23 protein-coding genes and 2 tRNA genes are annotated in these 24,174 nt (G+C 73.5%); 4 read left to right on the forward strand and 21 right to left on the reverse strand.

Features of this window, described 5'->3' with window-relative positions:
* Positions 1 to 89 precede the first annotated feature (89 nt).
* Positions 90 to 1,865: a Stk1 family PASTA domain-containing Ser/Thr kinase gene (gene pknB, locus UXQ13_RS15510; RefSeq protein WP_225233735.1), complete on the forward strand. Its 1,776-nt coding sequence runs from the start codon at positions 90 to 92 to the stop codon at positions 1,863 to 1,865.
* Positions 1,866 to 2,020: 155 nt separating this feature from the next.
* Here the strand turns inward: pknB and UXQ13_RS15515 are convergent, their stop codons facing one another.
* The 4 genes from UXQ13_RS15515 to UXQ13_RS15530 are packed head-to-tail and all read right to left on the reverse strand — an operon-like array spanning position 2,021 to position 4,585.
* Positions 2,021 to 2,671, reverse strand: coding sequence for an aminodeoxychorismate/anthranilate synthase component II (locus UXQ13_RS15515; RefSeq protein ID WP_225233734.1), 651 nt, complete (start codon positions 2,669 to 2,671; stop codon positions 2,021 to 2,023).
* Positions 2,668 to 2,826: a hypothetical protein gene (locus tag UXQ13_RS15520; protein WP_225233733.1), complete on the reverse strand. Its 159-nt coding sequence runs from the start codon at positions 2,824 to 2,826 to the stop codon at positions 2,668 to 2,670. The genes UXQ13_RS15515 and UXQ13_RS15520 overlap by 4 nt, the downstream gene beginning before the upstream one ends.
* On the reverse strand, positions 2,826 to 3,809 hold the full coding sequence (locus UXQ13_RS15525) for a class E sortase (RefSeq protein ID WP_225233732.1): 984 nt from the start codon (positions 3,807 to 3,809) through the stop codon (positions 2,826 to 2,828). Before UXQ13_RS15525 ends, UXQ13_RS15520 begins: the two co-directional genes overlap by 1 nt.
* A 26-nt stretch (positions 3,810 to 3,835) precedes the next feature.
* Positions 3,836 to 4,585, reverse strand: a complete 750-nt coding sequence (locus UXQ13_RS15530) for a DUF881 domain-containing protein (protein ID WP_225233731.1) — start codon at positions 4,583 to 4,585, stop codon at positions 3,836 to 3,838.
* Between the two features lie 183 nt (positions 4,586 to 4,768).
* Between UXQ13_RS15530 and crgA the strand changes: the two genes are divergently transcribed.
* Entirely contained in the window at positions 4,769 to 5,041 is a 273-nt protein-coding gene (crgA, locus tag UXQ13_RS15535; RefSeq protein ID WP_225233730.1) for a cell division protein CrgA, read from the forward strand.
* Positions 5,042 to 5,053: 12 nt separating this feature from the next.
* Here crgA and UXQ13_RS15540 read toward each other — a convergent pair whose 3' ends face one another.
* Together UXQ13_RS15540 and UXQ13_RS15545 are read right to left on the reverse strand one after the other, a co-directional pair.
* Positions 5,054 to 5,857, reverse strand: coding sequence for a CPBP family intramembrane glutamic endopeptidase (locus UXQ13_RS15540; protein WP_225233729.1), 804 nt, complete (start codon positions 5,855 to 5,857; stop codon positions 5,054 to 5,056).
* Complete coding sequence (locus UXQ13_RS15545) at positions 5,854 to 6,801, reverse strand: NAD(P)H-binding protein (RefSeq protein ID WP_336392517.1); 948 nt, start codon at positions 6,799 to 6,801, stop codon at positions 5,854 to 5,856. The genes UXQ13_RS15540 and UXQ13_RS15545 overlap by 4 nt, the downstream gene beginning before the upstream one ends.
* A 467-nt stretch (positions 6,802 to 7,268) precedes the next feature.
* Here UXQ13_RS15545 and UXQ13_RS15550 point away from each other — a divergent pair, with 467 nt between their 5' ends.
* The gene (locus UXQ13_RS15550; protein WP_225233727.1) at positions 7,269 to 7,667 is read left to right on the forward strand and encodes a PH domain-containing protein; all 399 of its coding nucleotides are present in this window, start codon (positions 7,269 to 7,271) and stop codon (positions 7,665 to 7,667) included.
* Between the two features lie 10 nt (positions 7,668 to 7,677).
* Here the strand turns inward: UXQ13_RS15550 and UXQ13_RS15555 are convergent, their stop codons facing one another.
* The 9 genes from UXQ13_RS15555 to gyrB form a co-directional block, all read right to left on the reverse strand.
* A complete protein-coding gene (locus tag UXQ13_RS15555) occupies positions 7,678 to 8,421 on the reverse strand; it encodes a rhomboid family intramembrane serine protease (RefSeq protein WP_225233726.1) in 744 nt (247 codons plus the stop codon).
* Between the two features lie 128 nt (positions 8,422 to 8,549).
* Complete coding sequence (locus tag UXQ13_RS15560; protein WP_336392518.1) at positions 8,550 to 9,083, reverse strand: peptidylprolyl isomerase; 534 nt, start codon at positions 9,081 to 9,083, stop codon at positions 8,550 to 8,552.
* A gap of 43 nt (positions 9,084 to 9,126) precedes the next feature.
* Positions 9,127 to 9,531 carry a DUF2020 domain-containing protein gene (locus tag UXQ13_RS15565; protein WP_225233724.1) on the reverse strand — a complete coding sequence of 135 codons (405 nt, stop codon included), beginning with the start codon at positions 9,529 to 9,531 and terminating at the stop codon, positions 9,127 to 9,129.
* Between the two features lie 149 nt (positions 9,532 to 9,680).
* Positions 9,681 to 9,753 (reverse strand) — tRNA-Ala (locus UXQ13_RS15570).
* A 26-nt stretch (positions 9,754 to 9,779) separates the two neighbouring features.
* The gene (locus tag UXQ13_RS15575; protein WP_225233723.1) at positions 9,780 to 9,920 is read right to left on the reverse strand and encodes a DLW-39 family protein; all 141 of its coding nucleotides are present in this window, start codon (positions 9,918 to 9,920) and stop codon (positions 9,780 to 9,782) included.
* A 35-nt stretch (positions 9,921 to 9,955) separates the two neighbouring features.
* Positions 9,956 to 10,029: transfer RNA gene (locus UXQ13_RS15580), tRNA-Ile, on the reverse strand.
* A 59-nt stretch (positions 10,030 to 10,088) separates the two neighbouring features.
* Positions 10,089 to 11,000, reverse strand: a complete 912-nt coding sequence (locus UXQ13_RS15585; RefSeq protein WP_225233722.1) for a DUF3566 domain-containing protein — start codon at positions 10,998 to 11,000, stop codon at positions 10,089 to 10,091.
* Positions 11,001 to 11,227: 227 nt separating this feature from the next.
* On the reverse strand, positions 11,228 to 13,714 hold the full coding sequence (gene gyrA / locus UXQ13_RS15590) for a DNA gyrase subunit A (protein WP_225233721.1): 2,487 nt from the start codon (positions 13,712 to 13,714) through the stop codon (positions 11,228 to 11,230).
* 143 nt (positions 13,715 to 13,857) lie between these two features.
* A complete protein-coding gene (gyrB, locus tag UXQ13_RS15595; RefSeq protein WP_225233720.1) occupies positions 13,858 to 15,894 on the reverse strand; it encodes a DNA topoisomerase (ATP-hydrolyzing) subunit B in 2,037 nt (678 codons plus the stop codon).
* 311 nt (positions 15,895 to 16,205) lie between these two features.
* On the opposite strand from gyrB, the gene UXQ13_RS15600 reads away from it, so the two are divergent.
* Positions 16,206 to 17,102 carry an NAD(P)H-binding protein gene (locus UXQ13_RS15600; RefSeq protein WP_225233719.1) on the forward strand — a complete coding sequence of 299 codons (897 nt, stop codon included), beginning with the start codon at positions 16,206 to 16,208 and terminating at the stop codon, positions 17,100 to 17,102.
* Between the two features lie 10 nt (positions 17,103 to 17,112).
* Here UXQ13_RS15600 and UXQ13_RS15605 read toward each other — a convergent pair whose 3' ends face one another.
* From UXQ13_RS15605 to dnaN, 6 genes are all read right to left on the reverse strand, one after another.
* On the reverse strand, positions 17,113 to 18,873 hold the full coding sequence (locus UXQ13_RS15605; RefSeq protein ID WP_225233718.1) for an ABC transporter ATP-binding protein: 1,761 nt from the start codon (positions 18,871 to 18,873) through the stop codon (positions 17,113 to 17,115).
* Positions 18,870 to 19,880 carry a hypothetical protein gene (locus tag UXQ13_RS15610; RefSeq protein WP_336392519.1) on the reverse strand — a complete coding sequence of 337 codons (1,011 nt, stop codon included), beginning with the start codon at positions 19,878 to 19,880 and terminating at the stop codon, positions 18,870 to 18,872. The genes UXQ13_RS15605 and UXQ13_RS15610 overlap by 4 nt, the downstream gene beginning before the upstream one ends.
* Positions 19,881 to 19,923: 43 nt before the next feature.
* A complete protein-coding gene (locus UXQ13_RS15615) occupies positions 19,924 to 20,433 on the reverse strand; it encodes a DciA family protein (RefSeq protein ID WP_225233716.1) in 510 nt (169 codons plus the stop codon).
* Positions 20,426 to 21,628: a DNA replication/repair protein RecF gene (gene recF, locus UXQ13_RS15620; protein ID WP_225233715.1), complete on the reverse strand. Its 1,203-nt coding sequence runs from the start codon at positions 21,626 to 21,628 to the stop codon at positions 20,426 to 20,428. Before recF ends, UXQ13_RS15615 begins: the two co-directional genes overlap by 8 nt.
* Before the next feature lie 19 nt (positions 21,629 to 21,647).
* A complete protein-coding gene (gene gnd, locus UXQ13_RS15625; RefSeq protein WP_225233714.1) occupies positions 21,648 to 22,571 on the reverse strand; it encodes a phosphogluconate dehydrogenase (NAD(+)-dependent, decarboxylating) in 924 nt (307 codons plus the stop codon).
* 109 nt (positions 22,572 to 22,680) lie between these two features.
* Positions 22,681 to 23,835 carry a DNA polymerase III subunit beta gene (dnaN, locus tag UXQ13_RS15630; RefSeq protein WP_336392520.1) on the reverse strand — a complete coding sequence of 385 codons (1,155 nt, stop codon included), beginning with the start codon at positions 23,833 to 23,835 and terminating at the stop codon, positions 22,681 to 22,683.
* Positions 23,836 to 24,174 lie beyond the last annotated feature (339 nt).

Genomic DNA, 24,174 nt, shown 5'->3' on the forward strand with positions numbered 1-24,174 from the left:
ACCCCCCGCATCTCCCCGATCCCGCACCCCGGATCGCCTACGCTGCCTGGTGGCCCGGGGATCCCGGCCGCCGCCCGAGAGGACCGACGATGACCACCCCGCAGGTGCTCGGTGAGCGCTACGAGATCGGTGGAGTCCTCGGCCGGGGCGGCATGGCCGAGGTGCACCGCGGCCGGGACCTGCGGCTGGGCCGCGAGGTCGCGGTCAAGGTGCTGCGCAGCGACCTCGCGCGCGACCCGTCCTTCCAGGTCCGCTTCCGCCGCGAGGCGCAGGCCTCCGCGTCGCTGAACCACCCGGCGATCGTGGCGGTCTACGACACCGGCGAGGACCGCACCACCACCGGCGCCACCCCGTACATCGTCATGGAGTACATCGAGGGCGAGACGCTGCGCGACGTGCTGCGCCGCGAGGGCCGGCTCGAACCCGACCGCGCGATGTCGCTCACCGCCGACATCTGCGCCGCGCTGGACTTCAGCCACCGCAACGGCATCGTGCACCGGGACGTCAAGCCCGGGAACGTCATGATCACCCCGCAGGGCACCGTCAAGGTGATGGACTTCGGCATCGCCCGCGCGGTGTCGGACTCCGCCGCCACGATGACCTCCACCGCAGCGGTGATCGGCACCGCGCAGTACCTGTCCCCCGAGCAGGCCCGCGGCGAGGGCGTCGACGCCCGCTCCGACGTCTACTCCGCCGGCTGCCTGCTCTACGAGCTCGTCACCGGCGCCCCGCCGTTCACCGGCGACTCCCCGGTGGCGGTGGCCTACCAGCACGTGCGCGAGGACCCCCGGACGCCGTCCTCGATCAACCCGGGCGTGCCGCCGGAGCTCGACGCCATCCTGCTCAAGGCGATGAGCAAGAACCCGGCCAACCGGTACCAGTCCGCCGCCGAGATGCGCAGCGACCTGCTGCGGGCCGTCGCCGGCCAGCGGGTCGAGGCCACCCCGGTCATGGGCGACGCCGAGCGCACCTCCTACATCGGCGCCGGCGGCTACCCCGGCCACGACGACCAGTGGGACGCCGACGACGAGGCCGCCGCCCAGCGCCGCAAGCGCGGCATCATCGCCCTGGTCGTGGCCGGTGTCCTGGTGCTCGGCGGGCTGATCGCCCTGCTCGTCGCGCTCTACAGCGGGGGCGGCGGCAGCGACACCCCGGCCGCGCCCACCACCGCCACCGTGCAGGTGCCCAACCTGGTCAACCAGCCCCAGGCGGCCGCCGAGGCCGCGCTCACCCAGCAGGGCCTGGAGCTCGGCACCGTCAGCACCGAGGCCAGCACGACCGTGGCCGAGGGCTCGGTCATCAGCACCGACCCCGCCGCCGGCCAGTCGGTCGACGAGGGCACCGCGGTCAACCTGCTGGTCAGCGCCGGACCCGACACCGAGACCATCCCCAACGTGGTGGGTCTGGCCGAGGCCGCGGCCCGCGCCAACCTGGAGAACGCTGGTTTCACCCGGATCAACACCAGCCAGGTGCCCTCCACCGAGGCGGCCGGCACCGTGGTGTCGGTCAGCCCCGCCGAGGGCAGCGAGGCCAACCCGGAGACCCAGGTCATCACGCTCAGCCTGTCCAGCGGCAGCGCACCGATCCCCGACGTCCGCGGCCAGACCTACGACCAGGCCCGCGCCACCCTGCAGGCCGCCGGGTTCACCGACATCACCCAGCAGAACGCCGAGAGCAACGACGTCCCGGCTGGCCAGGCCATCGGCACCGAGCCCGGCACCAACACCCAGGCGACCGCCGACGACCAGATCACCGTGCTCATCGCGGTGCCGATCCCCACCGAGACCACCACGACCTCGGTGCCCACCACCACCGCGCCGAGCACCGGCACCGGCATCCCGATCCCGACGTTGCCGTCGAACTGAGCACATGGCGATCCTCCGGATCGCACCGCGGTCAGGAGCCGTACCCGAGCTGCGGCGAGCGCGTCTGTGCACCTTCGGCGGGAGGACTCCGTCCTCCGCACCGGCGGCGCACGGCGCTGCGCGCGTCCGTATCCGTAGGTGGTCGGGTTCGCCGGCTAACTGACCGCCGTCAGGAGGCGCTTCGCGGCTGCACTCGCGGACTCGACCAAGGCGGGGTCGGGGGTCAGGCCGCACTGGGTGAGCCAGGTGGCCAGCAGCTGGTGGCCGCCCTCGGTGAGCACCGACTCGGGGTGGAACTGCACGCCCTCGATGGGCAGCTCGCGGTGCCGCAGGGCCATCACGATCCCCGACGGCGTGCGGCCGGTGACCTCCAGCTCGGCCGGGACGGTGGAGGACTCCACGGCCAGCGAGTGGTAGCGGGTGGCGGTGAACGGCGACGGCAGGTCGGCCAGCACCCCGACGCCGTCGTGCACCACCTGGCTGGTCTTGCCGTGCAGCAGCTCCGGCGCCCGGACGACGTCCCCGCCGAAGGCCTCGGCGATGGCCTGGTGGCCCAGGCAGACACCCAGCACCGGCACCCCGGCCTCGGCGGCGGCCCGCACCATCGGCACGGTCACCCCGGCGTCGGTCGGCGTCCCCGGGCCCGGCGAGAGCAGCACACCGGCCACGTCGAGGTCCGCGAGCTCCTCGACGGTCACCGCGTCGTTGCGGCGCACCTCGCTGTCCACGCCGAGCTGGCCGAGGTACTGGACCAGGTTGTAGACGAAGCTGTCGAAGTTGTCGACGACGAGCACCCGCGCGGTCATCCGCCCACCGTGACCTCGTTGAAGGGGAGCTTCGGCTCCACCCACGGGAAGACGACGAACAGCAGCAGCGCGCAGACGGCGAGCACGAGCAGCAGTGCCTGCATGCTCTTCAGCGCCGTCCCGCCCGGGAGGTGCCGCCAGATCCAGGTGTACATCAGCCCTCGCTCAGCGCCGGCGGGCCATCGGGGGCGTCGGCCTTGGGGATCGGGTCGCCGTCCAGCGCCGCGTGCACGATGAGGCGCTGGCGGGCGGAGAACTTCGGGTGGCAGGTGGTCAGCGTCAGGTATGCCCCGCCCGGCGGGCCGTCGAGCGGACCGTTCGGGATGGGGGCGATGACCGACACATCGGTGGGCAGCACGATCTGCTGCGCAGGCACGCCGTTCGGGTCGTCGTCGCCGACCACCCGGTAGACGTACCAGGTGTCCTCGGTCTCGATCACGATCGGGTCGCCGGACTGCAGCTGGTCCAGGTCCAGGAACGGCGAGCCCTTGCCGACCCGGTGGCCGGCCAGGGCGAAGTTGCCCTGCTCTCCCGGCATGGCGGTGTCCACGTAGTGGCCCGGGCCCTCGACCAGCTCGTCCTCGTCGGTGCCCTCGAGGATCACCTTCACGTAGTCCGCGCCGAACCGCGGGATGCGGATGAACGCGAAGCCCTCCCCGAGGGGGACCTCGGAGAGCCCGCCCCCGGGCAGCGTGGGCACGGTCGGGTCGTCGGAGCCGCCGCCCCAGTCCTCGCGCAGCTCCTGGGACAGCGCGTCCTGCTTGCGGTCGCTGGACAGATCGGTGATCCAGACCTCGTAGACCACGAACAGCAGCACCACGAGACCGGCGGTGACCAGCAGCTGGCCCACCCCGCGCACACCGGTGCGGACCAGGTCGCCCCGGCTGCGCGCCGGCCGCGGCGGACGGCGGTCGGACGCGTCGTCGTCCGGCTCGTCGTCCAGCTCGCTGTCCTGCTCGTCGTCGGCCGCGCGGGGGTCGGCGTCGCGGGCGGGGAGGTCGTCGTCCTGCGGGACGTCGGGCACCCGGGTCGTGCGGACGGTGGCATCGGCCGCCGGCGGCGGTGCGGCGACCCGGTCGGTCGGCTCCTCCGGGGCGTGCCGGCCGCGCCGGGGTCGCCCGGCCTCGGTGTCGTCCATGGTGCCTCCCCGCCCCGCAGCAGGTCTCAGCCGGCGGCGGAGGCGTACTGCAGGTCCAGCGCGCCATCGTAGGCGGGCAGGTCGACCTGCGAGGAGTCCTCCACCCGGTAGGTGAGGCCGAAGCGGTCCACCGCCTGCTGGAGCAGGGAGACCTCGTAGGACTGGCCGAGGCGCTCGCGCATCGCGTCGGCGTCGCCGACCGCGGTGACCACGAAGGGCGGGGAGTAGGTCCGGCCCTGCAGCAGCAGGACGTTGCCGACGCAGCGGACGGCGCTGGTGGCGATCAGCCGCTGGCCCATGATGGTGACCCCGTCGGCGCCGGCCGCCCACAGCGCGTTGACCACGCCCTGCACGTCGGACTGGTGGATGACCAGCGCGTCGGGGGTGGCCCCGCGCGGCAGCGTGCCGTCGGCGGACTCCGGGGCGTCGTCCAGGGTGATCTCCAGGCCCGGACCCGACATCGCGGTGAACCCGGCCGACGCCTCCTGCGCGGCACCCTGCGCGGCGGCCTCGGCCACCTCGCCGTTGCTGCCGGCCTCGGCGGCGGTCAGCGCCTGCACCCGGTCCTGCAGGTCGTTGAGCACGACCTGCTGGCCGTCGTTGTCCCGCTGGAGCTGCCGGATCAGCTGGGACAGCTCGGTGACGTCCCCGGCCCGCAGGTCGGTGCCGCGCGCGGTCTGCCCGGAGGTTGCGAACAGCAGCCCGGCGGCCAGCGCGACCACGGGCACCAGGGCGTCCCACGCGGTCCGCCGGCGGCGTGCCCTGCTCCTGCGCACGTGCACCTCCCGGGACCTCGACGGCGCGCGGTGCAGGCCGTCGGCCTCACCCGCGCTGCCTGCAGCTTAGGCTGGGGAGGAACCGGACCGGCCACGACGGCCGGTCCCCCGTCTGGTAGCAGGGCCCGGCCGGCAGGCCAGGACCGGCGAGCCGGTGCTCATCGAGGTCGAGGAGACGTCGCGGTGCCCAAGTCCAAGGTGCGCAAGAAGTCGGTGTACACCCCGCCGGAGGGCGTGCTGCCCTCCAGCGCGAACCGGGTGCGGGCCGCGCAGCCCAGCCCCCGCTGGTACGCACCCCTCATGATCGCCCTGATGCTCGTCGGGCTGGTCTGGATCGTCGTCTACTACGTGGCCGGCGACAAGATCCCGTTCATGGTCTCGCTGTCGGCCTGGAACTTCGCGATCGGCTTCGGCGCGATGGTGGCCGGGCTGGTCATGTCGATGCGCTGGCGCTGACGCGCCCGCGCCCTACTCATCCTGCGGGCGCTCGACCTCGATCTCGGGCTGGTCGTCGAAGAGCGCCGGCAGGAACTTGAGCATCAACGTGGACCACACCAGGTGGGTCAGCACCGGGGCCTGGATGCCGCCGGTGACCTTGCGCTGCCACCCGAACAGCGCACCCATCACCACCGAGGCCAGCACCAGGGCCGGGTTGCGCGTGGCCGTGGTCGCCAGCGCGTAGACCGCGGTGGACTTCGCGACCGGGTGCGTGGTGCCCGCCGCGGCGTACAGCGCGCCGCGGAAGAACACCTCCTCGGCCATGCCGTTGGCCAGCGTCGTGGTGGCCACCAGCGCCGGGTTGCCCTGGTGGGCGTAGCGCAGGATCCGCGTCACCGCGGCGTTGAGCACCGGGATCTTCCGGGCCACCAGGGCCGCGCTGTAGAACACCCCGAAGATGCCGACGCCGCTGAGCACCGGGGTGATCACCGGCCGGTGCAGCACCTCCTTCGACGACCGCATCCAGCCCAGGTGCAGCGGCCCGGAGGCGATCCCGCCGGCCACCCAGGTGCCCGCGACGGCCATCGTCAAGCTGTAGAACTCCTTGGAGTCCGGCTTCTGGGACAGCGAGACCCCCAGCAGGCCCGCACCGAGCACCGAGACCCCGGCGGTGACCTTCCGGCGGCGGCGGAAGGCCTGGTCGGACTCCCGGTGGTCGCGCGGCACCGGGTCGATCAGCCAGGCCGGCGCGCGCCGCGCCCACCGGGTGATCGTGCGGTCCAGCGGACCGGAGGGCCGCAGCGCCCGGGTGCCCCAGCGGGGCAGGCCGGTCACGACCGGGCCCCGCGGGCGAGCAGTCCGCCGTGCCGGGTCCGGCCGCCGGCCTTGGCGCGGCGCTCGGCCGCGCGCTCGCCCAGCGCCGTCAGCACGGCCGTGTCGTAGTCCATCGGCTCGAACGGCACGACCTGCCGGATGCTGTCGTCTCGGACCACGACCTCGTTGGTCATCGAGTCGATCAGCGACTTGCCGGTCTGCAGGTCGACATCGGTGACCAGCGCCAGCCAGCGGGCCGACAGCTGCGGGGTCAGCAACGGCACCGGGACGACGAACATGTGCCTGCCCTGGATGTCGGCCACCCGGGTCATCATCTCCAGGTACTCCAGGACGTCGGGACCGCCGACCTCGAAGACCCGCCCCTCCGCCTCGGGGGACTCCAGCACGCCCACCAGGTACCGCACGACGTCGGCGACGGCGATCGGCTGGGTCCGGGTGTGCACCCAGCGCGGGGTGACCATCGCCGGCAGGTGGGCGACCAGCTGACGGGTCAGCTCCCACGACACCCCGCCGTGGCCGACGACGATGCCGGCCCGCAGCACGGTGACCGGCACCCCGCCCTCGCCCAGCAGGTGCTCGACCTGGCGGCGGCTGCGCAGGTGCGCGGAGAGGTCGTCGGCGTCGTCGCCCAGGCCGCCCAGGTAGACGATCCGGCGGACCCCGGCGTCGGCGGCGGCCCGGCCGAAGCTGCGCGCGGCGTCGGCGTCCTTGTCCTGGAAGTCCGAGCTGTCCAGGCTGTGCACCAGGTAGTAGGCGGCCTCGCAGCCCTCCAGGGCGACCCGCAGCGACGCCTCGTCGGCCACGTCGCCGGCCACGGCCTCCCCGGCACCGGTGTACTCCGCCGGGCGTCGGGTCATCGCCTTCACCCGGTGCCCTTCCTCCACCAGGGCCGGCGCCAGCCGACCACCCACGAACCCGGACGCTCCAGTCACCAGAACCTGCACCCGTCCAGCGTCCGGGTTCGCGGGCCACCCCGCAGCCCGAGTGCGACGAACCGGTCCGGTCGGTGTCGAGATGTCGACCACTGCGGGCCGCCCGGTCCGTCCCCGACGTGTGCACAGGACGACGACCTGATCCACAACGGCGGTGACCGACCGCCCCCAGGTTTGTCCACCGAGTGTGGAGGGAGCGCACCGGTCGACCGGCTGCTGACCTGCGGTTCCGCCCCGGCTGTGACGGGTGGGACGCCAGGCGCACCGGCGTAACTACATCCCTGTTCTTCTGTCCCCACCTGTGCACACAGGTGTGGACGAATCGACTCCGCGACCGTGACCACCCCGTCCCGGGGGCGGTCACCGGGCGTGTCCGGACGGTGGCCGGGAGCACGAACGCCGAGGTCGGACGGCGCGTCCCGGTGTCGACACCCCGCCCTGTGGACAACCAGGTGGACGGTGTGGAGGAAGCTGGCCCGGTGCACTGGTCGACCCGCCCCGGCGAGACGTTCGTGGCCGCCGCGGTGGCCGTCGTCCTGGGGGCCGGCGTGCTCCTGGTGGACACCCCGGGCCGGGTGCTGCTCGGCGCGGCGACGCTGCTGCTGGTCGCCGTCGTCGTGCGGGACCTGGTGCTGAGGCCGCGCCTGCTGGCCGACGAGGCGCAGGTCGTCGTCGCCACCCTGGGCGGGCGCACGGTCATCCCCCGGGAGCGGTTGCGGGCCCGGGTGCGCACCGGCCGACGGCTCGGGATGCGCAGCACCACGCTCGAGCTGGAGGACACCGGCGACGACGCGGTGCTGCTGGTGCTCGGCCGCCGGGACCTGGGGACCGACCCGGAGCAGGTCGGCGCCCAGCTCCTGGGGCACCGACCGGTGTAGCGCGGCAGGTCTAGCGCAGGCCGCCGAAGGTCAGCACGAGCAGCACGGCCACCACGGCGGCGACCCCGGCGACGGCCAGCACCCGGCGTTGTCCGGCCCACAGCAGGACGACGGCGGTCACCGCACCGGCGACCAGGCCACCCAGGTGCCCCAGCAGCGAGACGCCGGGCAGGAAGCTGATCACCAGGTTGATCGCCAGCAGGGTGAGCAGGCCGCGCAGGTCCTGCTTCTGCCGCAGCAGCACGACGCCGAAGGCACCGAGCAGGCCGTAGATGGCACCGGAGGCACCGACGACCCCGCCCAGGTAGGCACCGAACAGCTGCAGGGCAGCGGCGCCACCGAGGGCGGAGACCAGGTAGACGGTCAGGTAGCGGCCCTTGCCCAGCAGGCGCTCGAGCTCGGAGCCGAACAGCAGCAGGGCGAGCATGTTCAGGGCCAGGTGCAGGATGCTGGCGTGGGTGAAGGCGCTGGTCACCACGCGCCACCACTCGCCCTGGTCGACCAGGACGGGGGCGCTGAGCAGCTCGCTGGTCAGCGGTGAGTTGAACGAGTTGACCGGGTTGCCGCCGGACACCAGCGCGGCGACCGCGGTGGCGATGCCGACCGCGACGTTGATGGCCACCAGCACGAGGGTGACCGGGCCCCAGCGCTTGCCGGCGACCCGCACGCCGGTGGTGCGCTTGGGGGTCCGCACGGTGCGTCGGGCGTCGGCGAGCTCCTCGGGGCACTGGAAGCCGACCGAGGCGGGGTTCATGCACTCCGGGCAGATCGGCCGGCCGCAGCGGACGCAGGAGATCCGGGTCGGCCGGTCGGGGTGCCGGTAGCAGGTGGTGGCCGGGGGCGCGGGCTGGGCGCCCGCACCCCCGGGTCCGTCGGTGGTGCTCAGCTGCGCTGCACCTCGACCGAGGTGATCACGACGTCCTCGAGGGGCTTGTCACCGCGGGCGGTGGGGACCTTGCCGATGGCGTCGACGACCTGGCGGGAGGCGTCGTCGGCCACCTCGCCGAAGATCGTGTGCTTGTTGTTCAGGTGCGGGGTGTTGGTGGTGGTGATGAAGAACTGCGAGCCGTTGGTGCCCGGCCCGGCGTTGGCCATGGCCAGCAGGTAGGGCTTGGAGAACTGCAGGTCGGGGTGGAACTCGTCGCCGAAGCGGTAGCCGGGGCCGCCGGTGCCCTGGCCGAGGGGGTCCCCGCCCTGGATCATGAAGCCGTCGATGACCCGGTGGAAGATCGTGCCGTCGTAGAGCTTGTCGGTGGTCTTCGCCCGGGTACGGGGGTCCACCCACTCGCGGCTGCCCTCGGCGAGCTCGGCGAAGTTGGCGACGGTCTTGGGGGCGTGGTCCGGGAACAGGTCCACGGTGATGTCGCCGTGGTTGGTGTGCAGGACTGCGCGCCGCGCAGGAGTCGATTCGGTCACGCCCCCCATCGTCCCACCTGCGGCGATGGGCTGCCGACCCGCCTCAGACCGCGGCGACGACGGTCTGGGTGATCTCGCGCGCCTGCAGGCTGGATTCCTGGTTGACCGTCACCACGACGACGAGCGTGCCGTCGGCGACGGCGAGCACGGTCTGGCCGGTGCCGACGGCGATCCCCCCGCCGTCGGCGATGTCGGTGACCGCCGTGCCGCCGATGCCGGCCACCCGCTCGACGGCGGCGGTGCGCGCAGCGACCCCGTCCGCGGCTTGGGTGATCTCGACGGTCAGCGCCGGCTCCCCGTTCGGCTTGGCGAACGTGCAGCCCGGCGGCGGGCCGCCGGGGACCCCGGTGGTGGTGACGGTGGGCGTCTGCTGGCCCACCGTGTCCTGCACGAAGGCGGTGTCGAGGTAGGGGCAGTCCTGCTTGGTGGTCACCGGCTCGGCGGGCACCGCTGCGCTGCTGGTCGGCGGGGCAGGGGCGCTGGTCGCGGCCGTGCTGGCCGGTGCGCTCGACGACGCCGCCGGCTCGTCCGTGGTCGAGGTGCCGCAACCGGCCAGCAGCAGGGCCAGGACCGGGACGGCGGACCACCGGGACGCTGTGGAGACGAGGGGAATCGAACCCCTGACCCCCGCCTTGCAAAGGCGGTGCTCTACCAATTGAGCTACGTCCCCGGGAGGCGGTGCGGGCACCACCGGGTCTAGCGCTGGGTCGTGCGGACGGCGTCGGGGCTGCGGGCGGCCTCGGCCCACAGGTCCTCGTCGATCTGGGCTGCCGACCGCTTGCGCAGGGCCAGCAGTGCCCCTGCGGCCAGTGCCGCCACGGCGACCTTCTTCAGCACGGGTGCCGACCTCCTCGCCGTCGAGCGGTGCACGGTGGGCCTGGGAGGACTTGAACCTCCGGCCTCATCCTTATCAGGGATGCGCTCTAACCGTCTGAGCTACAGGCCCGTGAACCTCGGAAACCATACCTGGACCTCGTGCGGCGCCGCCGCGCGGGGTCCGGCCGGCTAGTCGCGCTCGGACAGGGTGACCTCGAGGCCGCCGACCAGGTCCGCGCACAGGTTGTAGACGAACGTGCCCACGGTGCACAGCGCGGTGAACAGCACGATGTTCACCGCACCGATGACCGCCGCGCCGCCGAACACGATGCCGGGGGTGATGACGTCGGTCGGGCCGGCGTCCCCGGAGCTGGAGCCGAGCTGGCCGATCAGGTCGTTGACGGTGGTGAACACGCCGAGGCCGTTGAGCACCCCGTAGAGGACGCCGACGGCGACCATCCACACGAAGAACAGCGCGATGGCCAGCACCAGCGAGATCTTCAGCGCCGACCAGGTGTCGATGTGCCGCAGCTGCAGGCGGGCCCGGCGGGGTCCGCGACCGGAGCCGCGCACCTTGCCGCTGGGCCGCTCGCCCTCGGCGGACTCCGGGCCACGACCCTCGGCCGCGCGGGCGACGACCGACGGGGGCCGGTCGGTCGCGGGCCGGGGCGCACCGGCGGCGGCCCGGTTGGCCGGGCGGGCCCCGGTCTGCGGAGCACCCTGGCGGGCCGCACCCACGGTGGCACCGGCGGCCGCGGCCGGGCGCTGGCCGGCCGGACGTGCACCGGCGGGCTGGCCGTTGCCGGCCGGTCGGCCGGACTGCTGGGCCGGCTTGCCGGCCGGCTGCGTGGGCCCGGCCGGGGCCTGACCGGCCGGCGGGGCCTGCTGGGCGGGCTTCTGCCCGCCGGCGCCCTTGGCCGGGTTCTGCTTGCTCGGGGTCGCACCGCCCCAGCCCGGCGCGGTGGCCGGGGCGCCCTTCGCGCCGGCGGCCGGCGCCGACGAGGACCGGGCCGGCTCGTCGGGCGTGATCGCCGCGGTCTCGGGGTCGGCTGCCGCCGAGGAGTCCTCGGTCCGCACCGAGGACTGGGTCCGGTCGCTCATCCCGCTCTCCGTCCCGGGGCCGGTCTCCCGCCCCCGTCGCGCCCGGTGCCACCCGGTGGGGTGGCGACCGCACATCGGTGGTCGCTCAGCCGTCCCGGGTGGACCTCGCGACCCGCACCGGGTGACGGCATTCGCCCCAGCCTAGGCGCCGGGGTGCCTATCCCGCCCCGACTGACCGACCGGCACGCCGTGCACCCCCGGTCGAGCAAGGTGCACGGCTTGCCGGGTCAGAGCGAGGTCGGGTCGGCGACCTCGACCTCCTCGTCGTCAGTCGTCCGCGCGATGGCCACGATCGAGACGTCCTCGGGCAGGTTCATCAGCTTGACGCCCATGGTCGCCCGGTCCTTGTTGTGCCGGACGCCGTTGACCGGGGTGCGGATGACCCCGCCGGTGGAGGTGATGGCGTACAGCTCGTCGCCGAGCACGACCGACAGCGCACCGACCAGCACGCCCTTGCGGGACTTCGGGTCGGCGGTGAGCACGCCCTTGCCGCCGCGGTTCTGCTCCGGGTAGTTCTCGATGCCGGTGCGCTTGGCGTACCCGCCCTCGGTCGCCACCAGGACGTCGACGCCCTCGGTCACCACGATCATCGACAGCAGCCGGTCGTCGTCGGTGAGCGAGATGCCGCGCACGCCCTCGGTCGCCCGGCCCATGGGGCGCAGCTGGGCGTCGTCGGCCTTGAAGCAGATGCTCATGGCCTTGCGGGTGACCAGCAGCAGGTTCTGCTCGGGGTCGATCAGCGCCGCACCGACCAGCTCGTCGCCGTCGCGCAGGTTGATCGCGATGACGCCGCCGCTGCGCGGGGAATCGAAGTCGGTCAACCGGGTCTTCTTGACCTGGCCGTTCGCCGTGGCCAGCACCAGGTACGGGGCGACCGCGTAGTCCTTGATCTGGATGACCTGGGCGATCTTCTCGTCGGGCTGGAACGCCAAGATGTTGGCCACGTGCGCCCCGCGGGCGGTGCGGGCGGCCTCGGGCAGCTCGTAGGCCTTGGCCCGGTAGACCCGGCCCTTGTTGGTGAAGAACAGGATCCAGTCGTGGGTCGACCCCACGAAGAACTGCTGGATCAGGTCGTCCTGCTTGAGCGTCGCGCCCATGACGCCCTTGCCGCCGCGGCGCTGGGACCGGTACAGGTCGGCCTTGGTGCGCTTGGCGTAGCCGGTGCGGGTGATCGTGACGACCACCTGCTCCTCGGCGATGAGGTCCTCCATGGAGACGTCGCCGTCGTGCGCGACGAACTGGGTGCGCCGGTCGTCGCCGAACCGGTCGACGATCTCCTTGAGCTCGTCGCGGACGATCCGCCGCTGCCGCTCGGGGTCGGCCAGGATCGCCTGCAGGTCGGCGATCGTGGCCTCGATCTCGGCCAGCTCGTCGATGATCCGCTGGCGCTCGAGAGCGGCCAGCCGGCGCAGCTGCAGGTCCAGGATGGCCAGCGCCTGGATGTCGTCGACCTCCAGCAGCTCCATCAGCCCGGTGCGGGCGGCGTCGGCGGAGGCACTGGCCCGGATGAGGGCGATGACCTCGTCGAGCTGGTCGAGGGCCTTGCCGTAGCCGCGCAGGATGTGCGCGCGCTCCTCGGCCTTGCGCAGGCGGTAGCGGGTGCGCCGCTGGATGACCTCGATCTGGTGGATCACCCAGTACCGGACCAGCTCGTCCAGGCGCAGCGTGCGGGGCACGCCGTCGACGATGGAGAGCATGTTGCAGCCGAAGGAGGTCTGCAGCTGGGTGTGCTTGTAGAGGTTGTTCAGCACCACCTTGGCCACGGCGTCGCGGCGCAGGGTGATGACCAGCCGGCGGCCGACGCGGTCGGAGGACTCGTCGGCGATCTCGGAGATGCCCTGCAGCCGGCCGTCCTTGACCTGCTCGGCGATGTTCTCGGCCAGGTTGTCCGGGTTGACCTGGTAGGGCAGCTCGGTGACCACCAGCTGCACCCGCCCGCGGGAGTCCTCCTCCACGGCGACGACGGCGCGCATGCGCACCGAGCCGCGGCCGGTCCGGTAGGCGTCCTCGATGCCGTCGCGGCCGACGATCAGGCCGTGGGTCGGGAAGTCCGGGCCCTTGACCCGCTCCATGCACGCGGTGAGGGCCTCCTCGGCGGGGGCCTCGGGGTGGTCGAGCATCCAGTAGACGGCCTCGGCCACCTCGCGCAGGTTGTGCGGGGGCATGTTGGTGGCCATGCCGACGGCGATGCCGGCCGAGCCGTTGATCAGCAGGTTCGGCACCCGGGCGGGGAGGACGACGGGCTCCTCGGTGCGCCCGTCGTAGTTGCCCTGGTAGTCGACGGTCTCCTCGTTGATGCCGGCCAGCATCTCCATGGCCAGCGGCGTGAGGCGGCACTCGGTGTAGCGCATGGCGGCCGCGGGGTCGTTGCCCGGCGAGCCGAAGTTGCCCTGCCCGTCGATCAGCGGGTAGCGCATCGACCAGGGCTGGGCCAGCCGGACCAGGGCGTCGTAGATCGCGGTGTCGCCGTGGGGGTGGTAGTTGCCCATGACCTCCGCGACCGGTCGCGCGCACTTCACGTACCCGCGGTCGGGCCGGAAGTTCTGGTCGTACATCGCGAACAGCACGCGGCGGTGCACCGGCTTGAGGCCGTCGCGCACCTCGGGGAGCGCGCGGCCCACGATCACGCTCATCGCGTAGTCGATGTAGCTGCGCTGCATCTCCTCCTGCAGGTCGACCGGTTCGATGCGGTCGCGGCTCGGGGTCTCCGTCACGGTTCAGTTCTCCACAGGTCAGTGCACAGCGGTGGACAAAACCCCAGGTCGACATGGGGTTGGGACGACGTCCGAGTGGCGGGCGGGTGGACGGTGGGTTACCACACCGTCCACCGGGACCCGGATCAGCCCGGATCGCCCCGCTAGACGTCCAGGAAACGGACGTCCTTGGCGTTGCGGGTGATGAACGAGCGGCGGGCCTCGACGTCCTCACCCATGAGGACGCTGAAGATCTCGTCGGCGGCGGCGGCGTCCTCGAGGGTCACCTGGCGCAGGATCCGGGTCTCGGGGTTCATCGTGGTCTCCCACAGCTCGCCGGCGTTCATCTCGCCGAGCCCCTTGTACCGCTGGATCATCTCCTCCTTGACCTTGCGGCCGGAGTCGGCGCCGGCCTTGACCAGCGCGTCGCGCTCGCGGTCGGAGTAGGCGTAGTCGTCGTCGTGCTTGCCGCCCCACTTGATCTTGTACAGCGGGGGCTTGGCCAGGTAGACGTACTGGCCCTCGACCAGCGGCCGCATGAACCGGAACAGCAGGGTCAGCAGCAGAGTGCTGATGTGCTGGCCGTCTACGTCGGCGTCGGCCATCAGCACGATCTTGTGGTAGCGGAGCTTGGTGATGTCGAACTCGTCGTGGATGCCGGTGCCGAAGGCGGTGATCATCGACTGGACCTCGGTGTTCTTCAGCACCCGGTCGATGCGCGCCTTCTCGACGTTGATGATCTTGCCGCGGATGGGCAGGATCGCCTGGAACATCGAGTCGCGGCCGGACTTCGCCGAGCCGCCGGCCGAGTCGCCCTCGACGATGTAGACCTCACTGCGGGCGGGGTCGGTCGAGCGGCAGTCCGACAGCTTGCCGGGCAGGCCGGAGACCGACAGCAGGCTCTTGCGGGCCAGCTTGCGGGCGTCCTGCGCCGCGCGCCGGGCGCGGGCGGCCGAGCTGGCCTTGGTGATGATGACCTTGGCCTCGGCCGGGTTGGCCTCGAACCAGTGGCCGATCTGCTCGTTGCAGACCCGCTGCACGAAGCCCTTGACCTCGGTGTTGCCCAGCTTGGTCTTGGTCTGGCCCTCGAACTGGGGGTCGCCCAGCTTCACCGAGACGATCGCGGCCAGGCCCTCGCGGATGTCCTCGCCGGAGAGCTTGTCCTCGGGCTTGTCCTTGAGGATCTTCTTCTCTACGGCGTACCGGTTCACGATCGAGGTGAGCGCCGCGCGGAAGCCCTCCTCGTGGGTGCCGCCCTCGTGGGTGTTGATGATGTTGGCGAAGGTGTGCACGGACTCCGAGTAGGACTCCGACCACTGCATCGCGACCTCGAGGCTCATCGCGGTGTCGTTCTTGCCCACGCCGTCGGCCGCGAAGCTGATGATCGACTTGTGGATGGGGCTGCGCTTGGCGTTGACGTGCTTGACGTAGTCCGACAGGCCGTCGACGTAGCGGTAGCTGACCTCGGTGGCGGTGAAGGGCTTGTCGTCCTCGGCGGCGGGCTCGGCCTCGCCGGTCAGCAGCTCGTCCGCGGCGGCCTCGGCGGCGACCTGGGTGCGCCGCTCGTCGCGCAGGATGATCGTCAGGCCCTTGTTGAGGAAGGCCATCTCCTGCAGGCGGCGACGGATCGTCTCGTAGTTGTAGACCGTGGTCTCGAAGATCGAGGGGTCGGCCCAGAAGGTGATCGCCGTGCCGCGCTTCTTCGTGTCCCCGACCGTCTGCAGCGGGCCGGGCACCGTGTCGGTGTAGTGCTGGAAGTACTCGACGCCGTCGCGCCAGATGTTGACGTCCAGGGTGGTCGACAGCGCGTTGACCACGGTGACGCCGACGCCGTGCAGACCGCCGGAGACGCCGTAGCTCTTGCCGTCGAACTTGCCGCCGGCGTGCAGGATCGTCAGCACGACCTCGACGGTCGGGCGCTTCTGCACCGGGTGCTCGTCGACCGGGATGCCACGGCCGTTGTCCTCGACCCGGACCCCGCCGTCGTCGAGCAGGGTGACCCGGACCGTGTCGCAGTAGCCGGCCAGCGACTCGTCGACCGCGTTGTCCACGACCTCCCACACCATGTGGTGCAGGCCGCGCTCGCCGGTGGAGCCGATGTACATGCCCGGGCGCTTGCGGACGGCCTCGAGACCCTCGAGGACGGTGATCGAGCTACCGGAGTAGGAGTTCTGCTCGGCAGGCTTGCCGGATCCAGCCACGTGGGGCCCTTCTTCTCGCGCGACGCCGCCGGCCGCGGGCACCGGCGCCACCGGGGAGGGTGACGGGCGCAGGACGGCGCTCAGCGGGCTGCTGGCGGTGTGACCTCTCGATCATACCGGGTCCATCGACCCAGGAGGCGCCGTCCACGCCCTGAGGTCACCCCTGACGCACCAGGAGGACCTCGACCACCACCGGTGTTGCCCCGGCCGACGAAACTCAGTTCCTCGGCCCCGTGGGGTGGTCGCCGGTGAGTGCCTCGGGCCACCGCCGCTCGGGGGCGCGGTTCCACGTGGAACCGCACACTGCAGCGGTGCACAGCCTGGTCACCGGCGCGTCCGGCCACGTCGGCGGAGCCCTCGTCCCCGCCCTGCTCGCCGCCGGCCACGAGGTCGCCGTCCTGACCCGGGACGCCGACCGCCTGGCCGACCGGCCGTGGCTGCCCGACGTGCGGGTGGTCGTCGGCGACGCCGCGGACGACGACGCGCTGACCCGGGCCTGCACCGGGGTCGACACCGCGTACTGGCTGGTCCACGCCCTGGACGCCGGTCCGGGCTTCGCCGCCGCCGACCGGGCGCACGCCCGCGGCCTGGCCCGCGCCGCCCGCCGGGCCGGGGTCGGCCGGCTGGTCTACCTCGGCGGACCCCGCCCGGTGGACGAGCCGCTGTCGGACCACCTGCGCTCCCGCGAGGAGGTCGGCGCGCTGCTGCTGTCCTCCGGAGTGCCGACGGCGGTGCTCCGTGCGGCCATCGTGGTCGGCGCCGGGTCGGCCAGCTTCGAGATGCTGCGGCACGTCACCGAGCGGCTGCCGGTGCTGCCCGCCCCGGACTGGGTGCGCACCCGGGTGCAGCCCGTGGCGCTGGTCGACGTGGTCACCGCGCTGGTCGGGTGCGCGACCCTGCCGGCGGAGGTCAGCCGGGCCTTCGACGTCGCCGGTCCCGACGTGATGACCTACGCCGAGCTGGTGCAGCGGTACGCCGCGGTCGCCGGCCTCGGCCGCCGCCGCTTCCTGCCGGTGCCGATCCGCAGCGCGGCGCTGGCCGCGGTGGGCATCGACCTGCTCACGCCGGTGTCCCGCGACCTGGCCCGCTCGCTGGTGGAGTCGCTGGCCAACACCGTGGTCGCCGGCGAGGACGACCTGGCCGAGGTGATCGGCTCGCCCCCGCGGCTGGGCTTCGAGGACGCCGTCCGGGTCGCGCTGGCCGGCTGACCCCGCGGCCTCACACCAGCAGCTGGGCGGTGGCCAGCTCGCGGTAGAGCGGGTCGGTCTCCACCAGCTCGTCGTGCGTGCCGACGGCGACCACCCGGCCGCCCTCCAGCACCACGATCTGGTCGGAGTCGCGGACCGTGGACAACCGGTGGGCGACCACCAGCAGCGCCCGGTCCCGCGCGGCGGTCTCCAGCGTCTGCCGGAGCAGGGTCTCGTTGCGGGCGTCCAGGCTCGCGGTCGGCTCGTCGAGCAGCAGCAGCGCCGGCCGGGCCAGCAGCGAGCGGGCGATGGCCAGCCGCTGCCGCTCACCACCGGACAGCAGCACGCCGTCGTCGCCGACCAGCACGTCCAGGCCCAGCTCGGACCGGTCGACCACCGGGGTCAGCCCGACGTCCTCGAGCACCTGCCGCAGCGCGGCCTCGGGGGTGTCCGGCGCGGCCAGCAGCAGGTTCTCCCGGATGGTGCCGGCCAGCACCGGGGCCTCCTGCTCGACGTAGCCCATCCGGGCCCGCAGCACCGAGCGCGGCAGGTCGCGGACGTCGGTGCCGGCCCACCGGATGCTGCCCCCGCTGAGCGGGTAGAAGCCCTCGACCAGCGCGAGCAGCGTGGACTTGCCCGCACCCGAGGGCCCCACCAGCGCCGTCCGGGTCCCGGCGGGGACCGAGAACGAGACGTCGTGCAGCACCCGGGTGCCATCGGGGTAGTCGAAGTCGACCCCGCGCAGCTCCAGCAGCGGGGTCGGGTCACCGGCGGCGGGCAGCCGGGGCGCGGTCGTCGTCCCGGGGCGGGCGGGCCGGTCGTCGTCCTCGGGGTCCAGCGAGAGCACCTCCTGCACCCGCGCCAGCGCACCGAGCCCGGTCTGCAGCTCGGTGTAGGCGCGGATGACCTGGCCCAGCGGCTGGATGAGCAGGAAGAGGTAGAGGATGAAGGCGATCAGGTCGGGGATGCCGATCGCGCCGCTGGCGACCCGGTAGCCGCCGACGCCGAGCACGGCCAGGAACGCGCCCTGGATCGCGATGCCGGTGGCCGGTGCGACGAGTGCCTGCAGCCGGGCCACCGCGACGCCGGCGGTGAAGGCCTTCTCCGCCGACGAGCCGACCGTGACCACCTCGCGGCCGGTGGCGCCGCTGGCCCGGATGGTGCGGACGGCGGACAGTGCCCGCTCCACCGCCGCGCTCATCGCGCCGACCTGCTCCTGCGCCTGCCGGGACAGCACCCGCACCCGGCGGGCCGCCGCGATGGCGGTCCCCACGCCGATCGAGACCGACGCCAGCGTGACCAGCAGCAGCCACACGTCGACCAGCGCCATCGCGACCAGCGCGCCGATGCCCAGCACCAGCGAGCCGCCCACCTCGACGACGCCGCTGGTGACGGTGGCCCGCAGCAGCGTGGTGTCCGAGCCCACCCGGCTCATCAGGTCACCGGTGCGCCGCCGGTCGTACTCGGCCACCGGCAGCCGCAGCAGCCGGTCGGCCAGCGTGCGCCGGGTGCTGAGCACGACGCCCTCGGCGGTGCGCTGCAGCAGGTACTGCTGGCCGGCGCTGAGCACCGCCGAGGCGACCAGGACGACGACCAGCGTGGCCACCCCGGGCAGCAGCGCGGCACCGGAGCCGACGGCGTCGACCACCCGGGAGACCAGCAGCGGCTGGGCCAGGGCGGCCGCGGCGGCCACCAGGGACAGCGCCGCGGCCGCGACCAGCGCCCGCCGGTGCGGGCGCAGCAGCGGGAGCAGCTCGCGCAGCCCGGCCGACCCGACCGGGGGTGCGGTCACCGATGCGAGCCGAGGGCCGCGCCGACCGCGGCGAGGATGCGGGCGTGGTGCTCGACGAGGAGCGGGCGGTGGCCGTCGGGCCGGATCGCGGCCACGAAGCCGACCGCCGACCACAGCTCGTCGCCGTCGTCGGAGCCGAGCAGGGCCTGCCGGACCACCGGGTCCTCGACCACCCGGCGCAGCTGCGGGGAGTCCTCGGCGGCCAGCAGCACCCAGCGGGTGTCGAACTCGGGGTCGCCGCTGGGCAGCTGCAGCAGCCCGCCGGTGCCGTGCCGCCAGAACCGGGCGGGGGTCAGCCGGAAACCGGGCAGCTGGCCCAGCACCGGTGCCGCGGTCACCGCGTGGGTGGCCACCCAGCCCCGGCCGTAGGGGGACACGATGTCGAAGGCCACCAGGTCCAGCCCGTCGGCCCGGCCGCGCAGCACGTTGCTGGGCACCTCGGACTTCGCCGGGCGCACCGGGGCCGACCGGGTCAGCTCCACCAGGACGGCGTCCTCGGGGCCGGTGCCGTCCGACGCCGTCCAGCCGTAGGCCTGGCCCCACGCCGCGAGGTCCTGCGACCCGCCGCCCTTGGGGAGGAACTGCTGCTGCACCTCCGAGAGCTTGCGGGGGCCGCGGCCGAACAGGCCACCGAGGACCCCGCCGCGCTTCTCCTCCTGCGGGGGCGCCTCGTGCGTCTGCGGTGCGTCCCACTGCTGCGGCTCGGCGCGGTGGGACTCCCACCCCTGCTGCGGGGCCGGCGGCGGGGTGGCCTCCCAGTCCTGCGCCGGCGGCTGCGCCTGGGCGGGGGGCTGCTGCGCCGGCCGGTCGGGGGCGGCGTCGGGCAGCGACCAGCCCGGCGGCTCCCACCCGCGGTCCGCCGCGCGGTCGGCGGGCTGGTCGGCGGGCTGGTCCGCCGGCCGGTCGGAGCCGGTGGAGCCGTCGCCGAGGTGGGAGGGCTCGGACCAGCCGCGCTGGTCCTCGGGTCGGTCGTCGAAGCCGCCGGAGCCGTCGCGGGGGGTGCTCATCTGCTGCTCTCTCTCGGTGGGGGTCGGACTCGGGGGCGCCGGGTCAGCCGTAGGTGTCGCGCGGACCGCGTCCCCGGACCGTCCGCGGGCCCTTCTTCCAGCTGGGTGCCGTCGGTCCGACAACGCGCAACCGGGTCACGACGTCCCCGCCCACCTGGTTGTGCAGCTTGCCCAGGATGGTCGGCGCCATCATCCGCAGCTGGGTGGCCCAGGCCGTGGACTCCGCGACCACGGTCAGCTCGCCCTCGCTCAGGGACTGCGGCGCGCAGTGCGCGGCGATGTCGGCGCCTACCAGGGCGTCCCAGCGGCCGAACACCGAGCCCACCTTGGTGCGCTCGCTCCAGTCCTCCGCGCTGACCAGGGAGTCGACCAGCGAACCCAGGGTCTGCGGGTCGTCGGCGCCCGGGTGCGGCCCGCTCCAGGACCGCCGGGGGCCGGCCACCCGTCGCCGGGTGGGCCGGGGCCGGGCGGCCGAGGCGGCCCGGGCGGCGTCCAGCGCGGCCCGGGCGATGTCGCTGGGGCGCGACGGCCGCTGCGCGGGCTGGTCAGCCATGCGACCCAGCGTCCTCCGCCGCACCGGTCAGGTCGAGCGCAGCCGGTGCGTCGTCGGGCGGCAGCACGGTCGCCGTCCCGTCGGCCACCTGCACCCGTGTCCCGCGCAGCGCGACCGGGACGTCCTCGGCCACCGCGGCCGTGATCAGGCACTGCTCGGCCGTCCGCGCCACGTCGGCCAGCGCGGTGCGCCGGCCGGCGTCGAGCTCGGCGAAGACGTCGTCGAGCACCAGCACCGGTTCCTCGCCGTCGGCGCGCAGCAGCGCGAAACAGGCCAGCTTCAGCGCCAGCGCGAACGACCAGGACTCGCCGTGGCTGGCGTAGCCCTTCGCCGGGGCCGGGCCCAGGTGCAGCACCAGGTCGTCGCGGTGCGGGCCGACCAGCGTCACGCCGCGGTCGACCTCCTCCTTGCGCCGCTCCTCCACCCGCCGGGCCAGGGCCGCGGTGAGGTCGGCCGCGCTGGGCACGCCGAGGCCGGGCAGGAACGCCGTCCCGTCGCCGGCCAGCGGCACGGTGCTGGTGTAGCCCAGCCGGGCCCGGTCGGCGCCCTCGCCGGCGACCCCCTCGTAGGCCGCGCCGACGTGCGGGTCCAGGTCGGCGGCCAGCTGCAGCCGGGCGGCCAGCAGCTGCCCGCCGAGGTCGGCGAGGTGCCCGTCCCAGACCTCCAGCGTCGCGATCGCCCCGCCGCGGGCCAGCTTCGCGGTCTTGAGCAGGGCGTTGCGCTGCTTGAGCACCCGCTCGTAGTCCGACCGGACGCCGGCCAGCCGCGGCGTGCGGCTGACCAGCAGGTCGTCGAGGAACCGGCGGCGCTCGGTCGGGTCGCCGCGGACCAGCGCGAGGTCCTCGGGGGCGAAGAGCACCGTCTTGACCAGGCCGAGGAGCTCCCGCGGGCGGGGCAACGGGGAGCGGTTGACCCGCACCCGGTTGGCCCGGCCGGGGTTGATCTCCACCTCGACCAGGAGCTCCCGGTCGTCCTTGCGCAGCGCCGCCCGGACGACGGCCTGCTCGGCGCCGTGCCGGACCAGCGGGTTGTCCGAGGACACCCGGTGGCTGCCCAGCGTCGCCAGGTAGCCGACCGCCTCGACCAGGTTGGTCTTGCCCTGGCCGTTGCGGCCGACGAAGACCGTCGGACCCGGCGTCAGCGGCAGGTCGACGGACTCCCAGCTGCGGAAGGACCCCAGCTGGAGATGTCTCACGTACAACGGGCGGGGCCCATCAGGCGGGGTCTTCGACCTCGCGGGCCTTGACCGCGTGGCCACCGAACTGGTTCCGCAGCGCGGCGACGGCCTTCATCGTCGGGCTGTCGTCCTGGCGGGAGGAGAACCGGGCGAACAGCGACGCCGAGATCGCCGGCATCGGGACGGAGTGCTCGATCGCCTGCTCGACGGTCCAGCGGCCCTCGCCGGAGTCGGCGGCCCAGCCGGTGATGTCGTCCAGGCCCGGGTCCTCCTGCAGCGCGCGGACCAGCAGGTCCAGCAGCCAGGAGCGGATGACGGTGCCCTGGGTCCAGGAGGCGATGACGCCGGGGACGTCCTCGACCAGGTCGACGGCGGCCAGCAGCTCGTAGCCCTCGCCGTAGGCCTGCATCATCGCGTACTCGATGCCGTTGTGGACCATCTTGGCGAAGTGGCCGGCACCCACGGGGCCGGCGTGCACGAAGCCCGCACCGGGCACCGAGGCACCGGTCTCGTCCTGCGGCGCCGGCGGCTTCAGCGCGTCGAAGACGGGCTGGACCTTGGCGACGTCCTCCTTCGAGCCGCCGACCATCAGCGCGTAGCCGTTCTCCAGGCCCCACACGCCGCCGGAGACGCCGGCGTCGACGTAGCCGATGCCCTTGGTGGCCAGGTCGTCGGCGTGGATCTTGTCGTCGGTGAACTTGGAGTTGCCGCCGTCGACGACGACGTCGCCCTCCTCGAGCAGCTCCTTGAGCGCCGAGACCGTCTGCCGGGTCGGGTCGCCGGAGGGCACCATCACCCACACCACGCGCGGCGCCTGCAGGGCGCCGACCAGCGCCTCGAGGCTGTCGACGTCCCGCTTGCCGGGTGCGTTGTCGTAGCCGACGACCTCGTGGCCGGCGCGGCGTACGCGCTCGGCCATGTTGCCGCCCATCTTGCCCAGTCCGATCAGGCCCAGCTGCACAGCGGTTCTCCTCGAGTCGGTGTCGTCCCGGAGCAGGCTGCGCTGCCCTCCGGCGTCGTCGTGCCCATCGTGCTCGCCCCGGTCCGGGGCCGCGCGGCGGGTGCCGGGGTCAGCCCGGGAGCCGCACCGGCATGATCAGGTAGCGGTAGGAGCCGGGGCGGACGACCCCGTCCTCCCCGGGCTCCTCGTGGCCGGAGAGCACCGCGGGCTTGAGCGCGCTGGTGAAGTCCATCCGGGCGCGGTCGGTGTGCACCGCGGCCAGCCCGTCGAGCAGGAACGTCGGGTTGAAGCCGATGGTCAGCGGGTCGCCGTCGAAGTCGACGTCGCAGCTCTCCTCGGCCTGGCCGTCGTCGTCGGTGCCGCCCGCGCGCAGGGTGACCTGGCCGGGGGTGAACTCGCAGCGCAGCGGCGTGCCGCGCTCGGCGACCAGGGCCACGCGCTTGGCCGCGTCGGTGAACAACCCGACTGGCAGCAGGGCGTGCGACGCCGACTCGTTGGGCATGATCGCCCGGTACTTGACGAACTCGGCGTCCAGCAGGCGGGTCGTGGTCTGCCGGTCCTTGCCCGACAGGCCCAGGATGCCCTCGCCGGACCCGCCCGAGGACAGCGAGAGGACGACCTCGGGGCCACTCGTCAGCGTCTTCGCGGCGTCGGCCAGCGTGCGGGCGGGCACCAGCACCGCCGCGGACAGCCCGGAGGTCTCCGGCCGCCAGGCGAACTCGCGGACGGCGAGGCGGTAGCGGTCGGTGGCGGCCAGGGTGACCCGGTCGTCCTCGATCTCCAGCCGGACGCCGGTGAGCATCGGCAGCGTGTCGTCGCGGCCGGCGGCGACGGCGACCTGGGCGACCGCCTCGGCGAACGCGTCGCTGTCCACCACGCCGGCGGTCGAGGGCATCGACGGCAGCGAGGGGTAGTCCTCCACCGGCAGGGTCGGCAGGGAGAACTTGGCGTTGCCGCAGCTGATCGCCAGCCGCGCACCCTCCGCGATGACCTCCACCGGGTGCGGCGGCAGCGCCCGGGTGATCTCGGCCAGCAGTCGGCCGGGCACCAGGGCACGGCCGTCCTCGGTGGAGCTGACGTCGATCTCCGCGCGGGCGGAGACCTCGTAGTCGAAGCCGGAGACCGACAGCGAGCTGCCCTGCACCTCCAGCAGGATCCCGGCGAGGACGGGGACCGACGGACGCGGCGGCAGGCTGCGCGCCGTCCACGCCACGGCGTCGGCGAGCACCTCGCGTGCCACCCGGAACTTCATCTCGTCGTCCACCCCTGCTCGTCGTCCGGCTCTCCTGCGGCGGTCAGTCTCCCCTGCCGCAGGGGCTGCCGTCGAATGCCCCTCCCCGACCCCACCGCTGCCCTGCTGCTCCCCGGATCGACTCGTCGACCGGGCCTGCACACCCAGGGTGTGGTTCGAGAACTCCTGGGAAGAGATAGCTCATCACCGTCATCACAGGTGTGGGTACTGGGGACCGAGGCCGTCGGCGCAGGTCAGGGCCGGTGGGGGCCTGTTCGCACGGTGTGGGCCGGTGACCGTCCACCTGGGGTCGACATGGGGATGAATCGGCTCCCGTCCACCGGCGACCGCCCCGCTCCACCCCTGGTCCAC

Source organism: Klenkia terrae, from assembly GCF_037083865.1.
GTDB classification, from domain to species: domain Bacteria; phylum Actinomycetota; class Actinomycetes; order Mycobacteriales; family Geodermatophilaceae; genus Klenkia; species Klenkia terrae.

What these genes read in the sequence shown, in the direction of transcription:
- pknB (WP_225233735.1), top strand. Translation starts at nt 90, where the DNA reads ATGACCACCCCGCAGGTGCTCGGTGAGCGCTACGAGATCGGTGGAGTC.
- UXQ13_RS15515 (WP_225233734.1), bottom strand. Translation starts at nt 2,671, where the DNA reads ATGACCGCGCGGGTGCTCGTCGTCGACAACTTCGACAGCTTCGTCTAC.
- UXQ13_RS15520 (WP_225233733.1), bottom strand. Translation starts at nt 2,826, where the DNA reads ATGTACACCTGGATCTGGCGGCACCTCCCGGGCGGGACGGCGCTGAAG.
- UXQ13_RS15525 (WP_225233732.1), bottom strand. Translation starts at nt 3,809, where the DNA reads ATGGACGACACCGAGGCCGGGCGACCCCGGCGCGGCCGGCACGCCCCG.
- UXQ13_RS15555 (WP_225233726.1), bottom strand. Translation starts at nt 8,421, where the DNA reads ATGAACCCCGCCTCGGTCGGCTTCCAGTGCCCCGAGGAGCTCGCCGAC.
- UXQ13_RS15585 (WP_225233722.1), bottom strand. Translation starts at nt 11,000, where the DNA reads ATGAGCGACCGGACCCAGTCCTCGGTGCGGACCGAGGACTCCTCGGCG.
- UXQ13_RS15610 (WP_336392519.1), bottom strand. Translation starts at nt 19,880, where the DNA reads ATGAGCACCCCCCGCGACGGCTCCGGCGGCTTCGACGACCGACCCGAG.
- UXQ13_RS15615 (WP_225233716.1), bottom strand. Translation starts at nt 20,433, where the DNA reads ATGGCTGACCAGCCCGCGCAGCGGCCGTCGCGCCCCAGCGACATCGCC.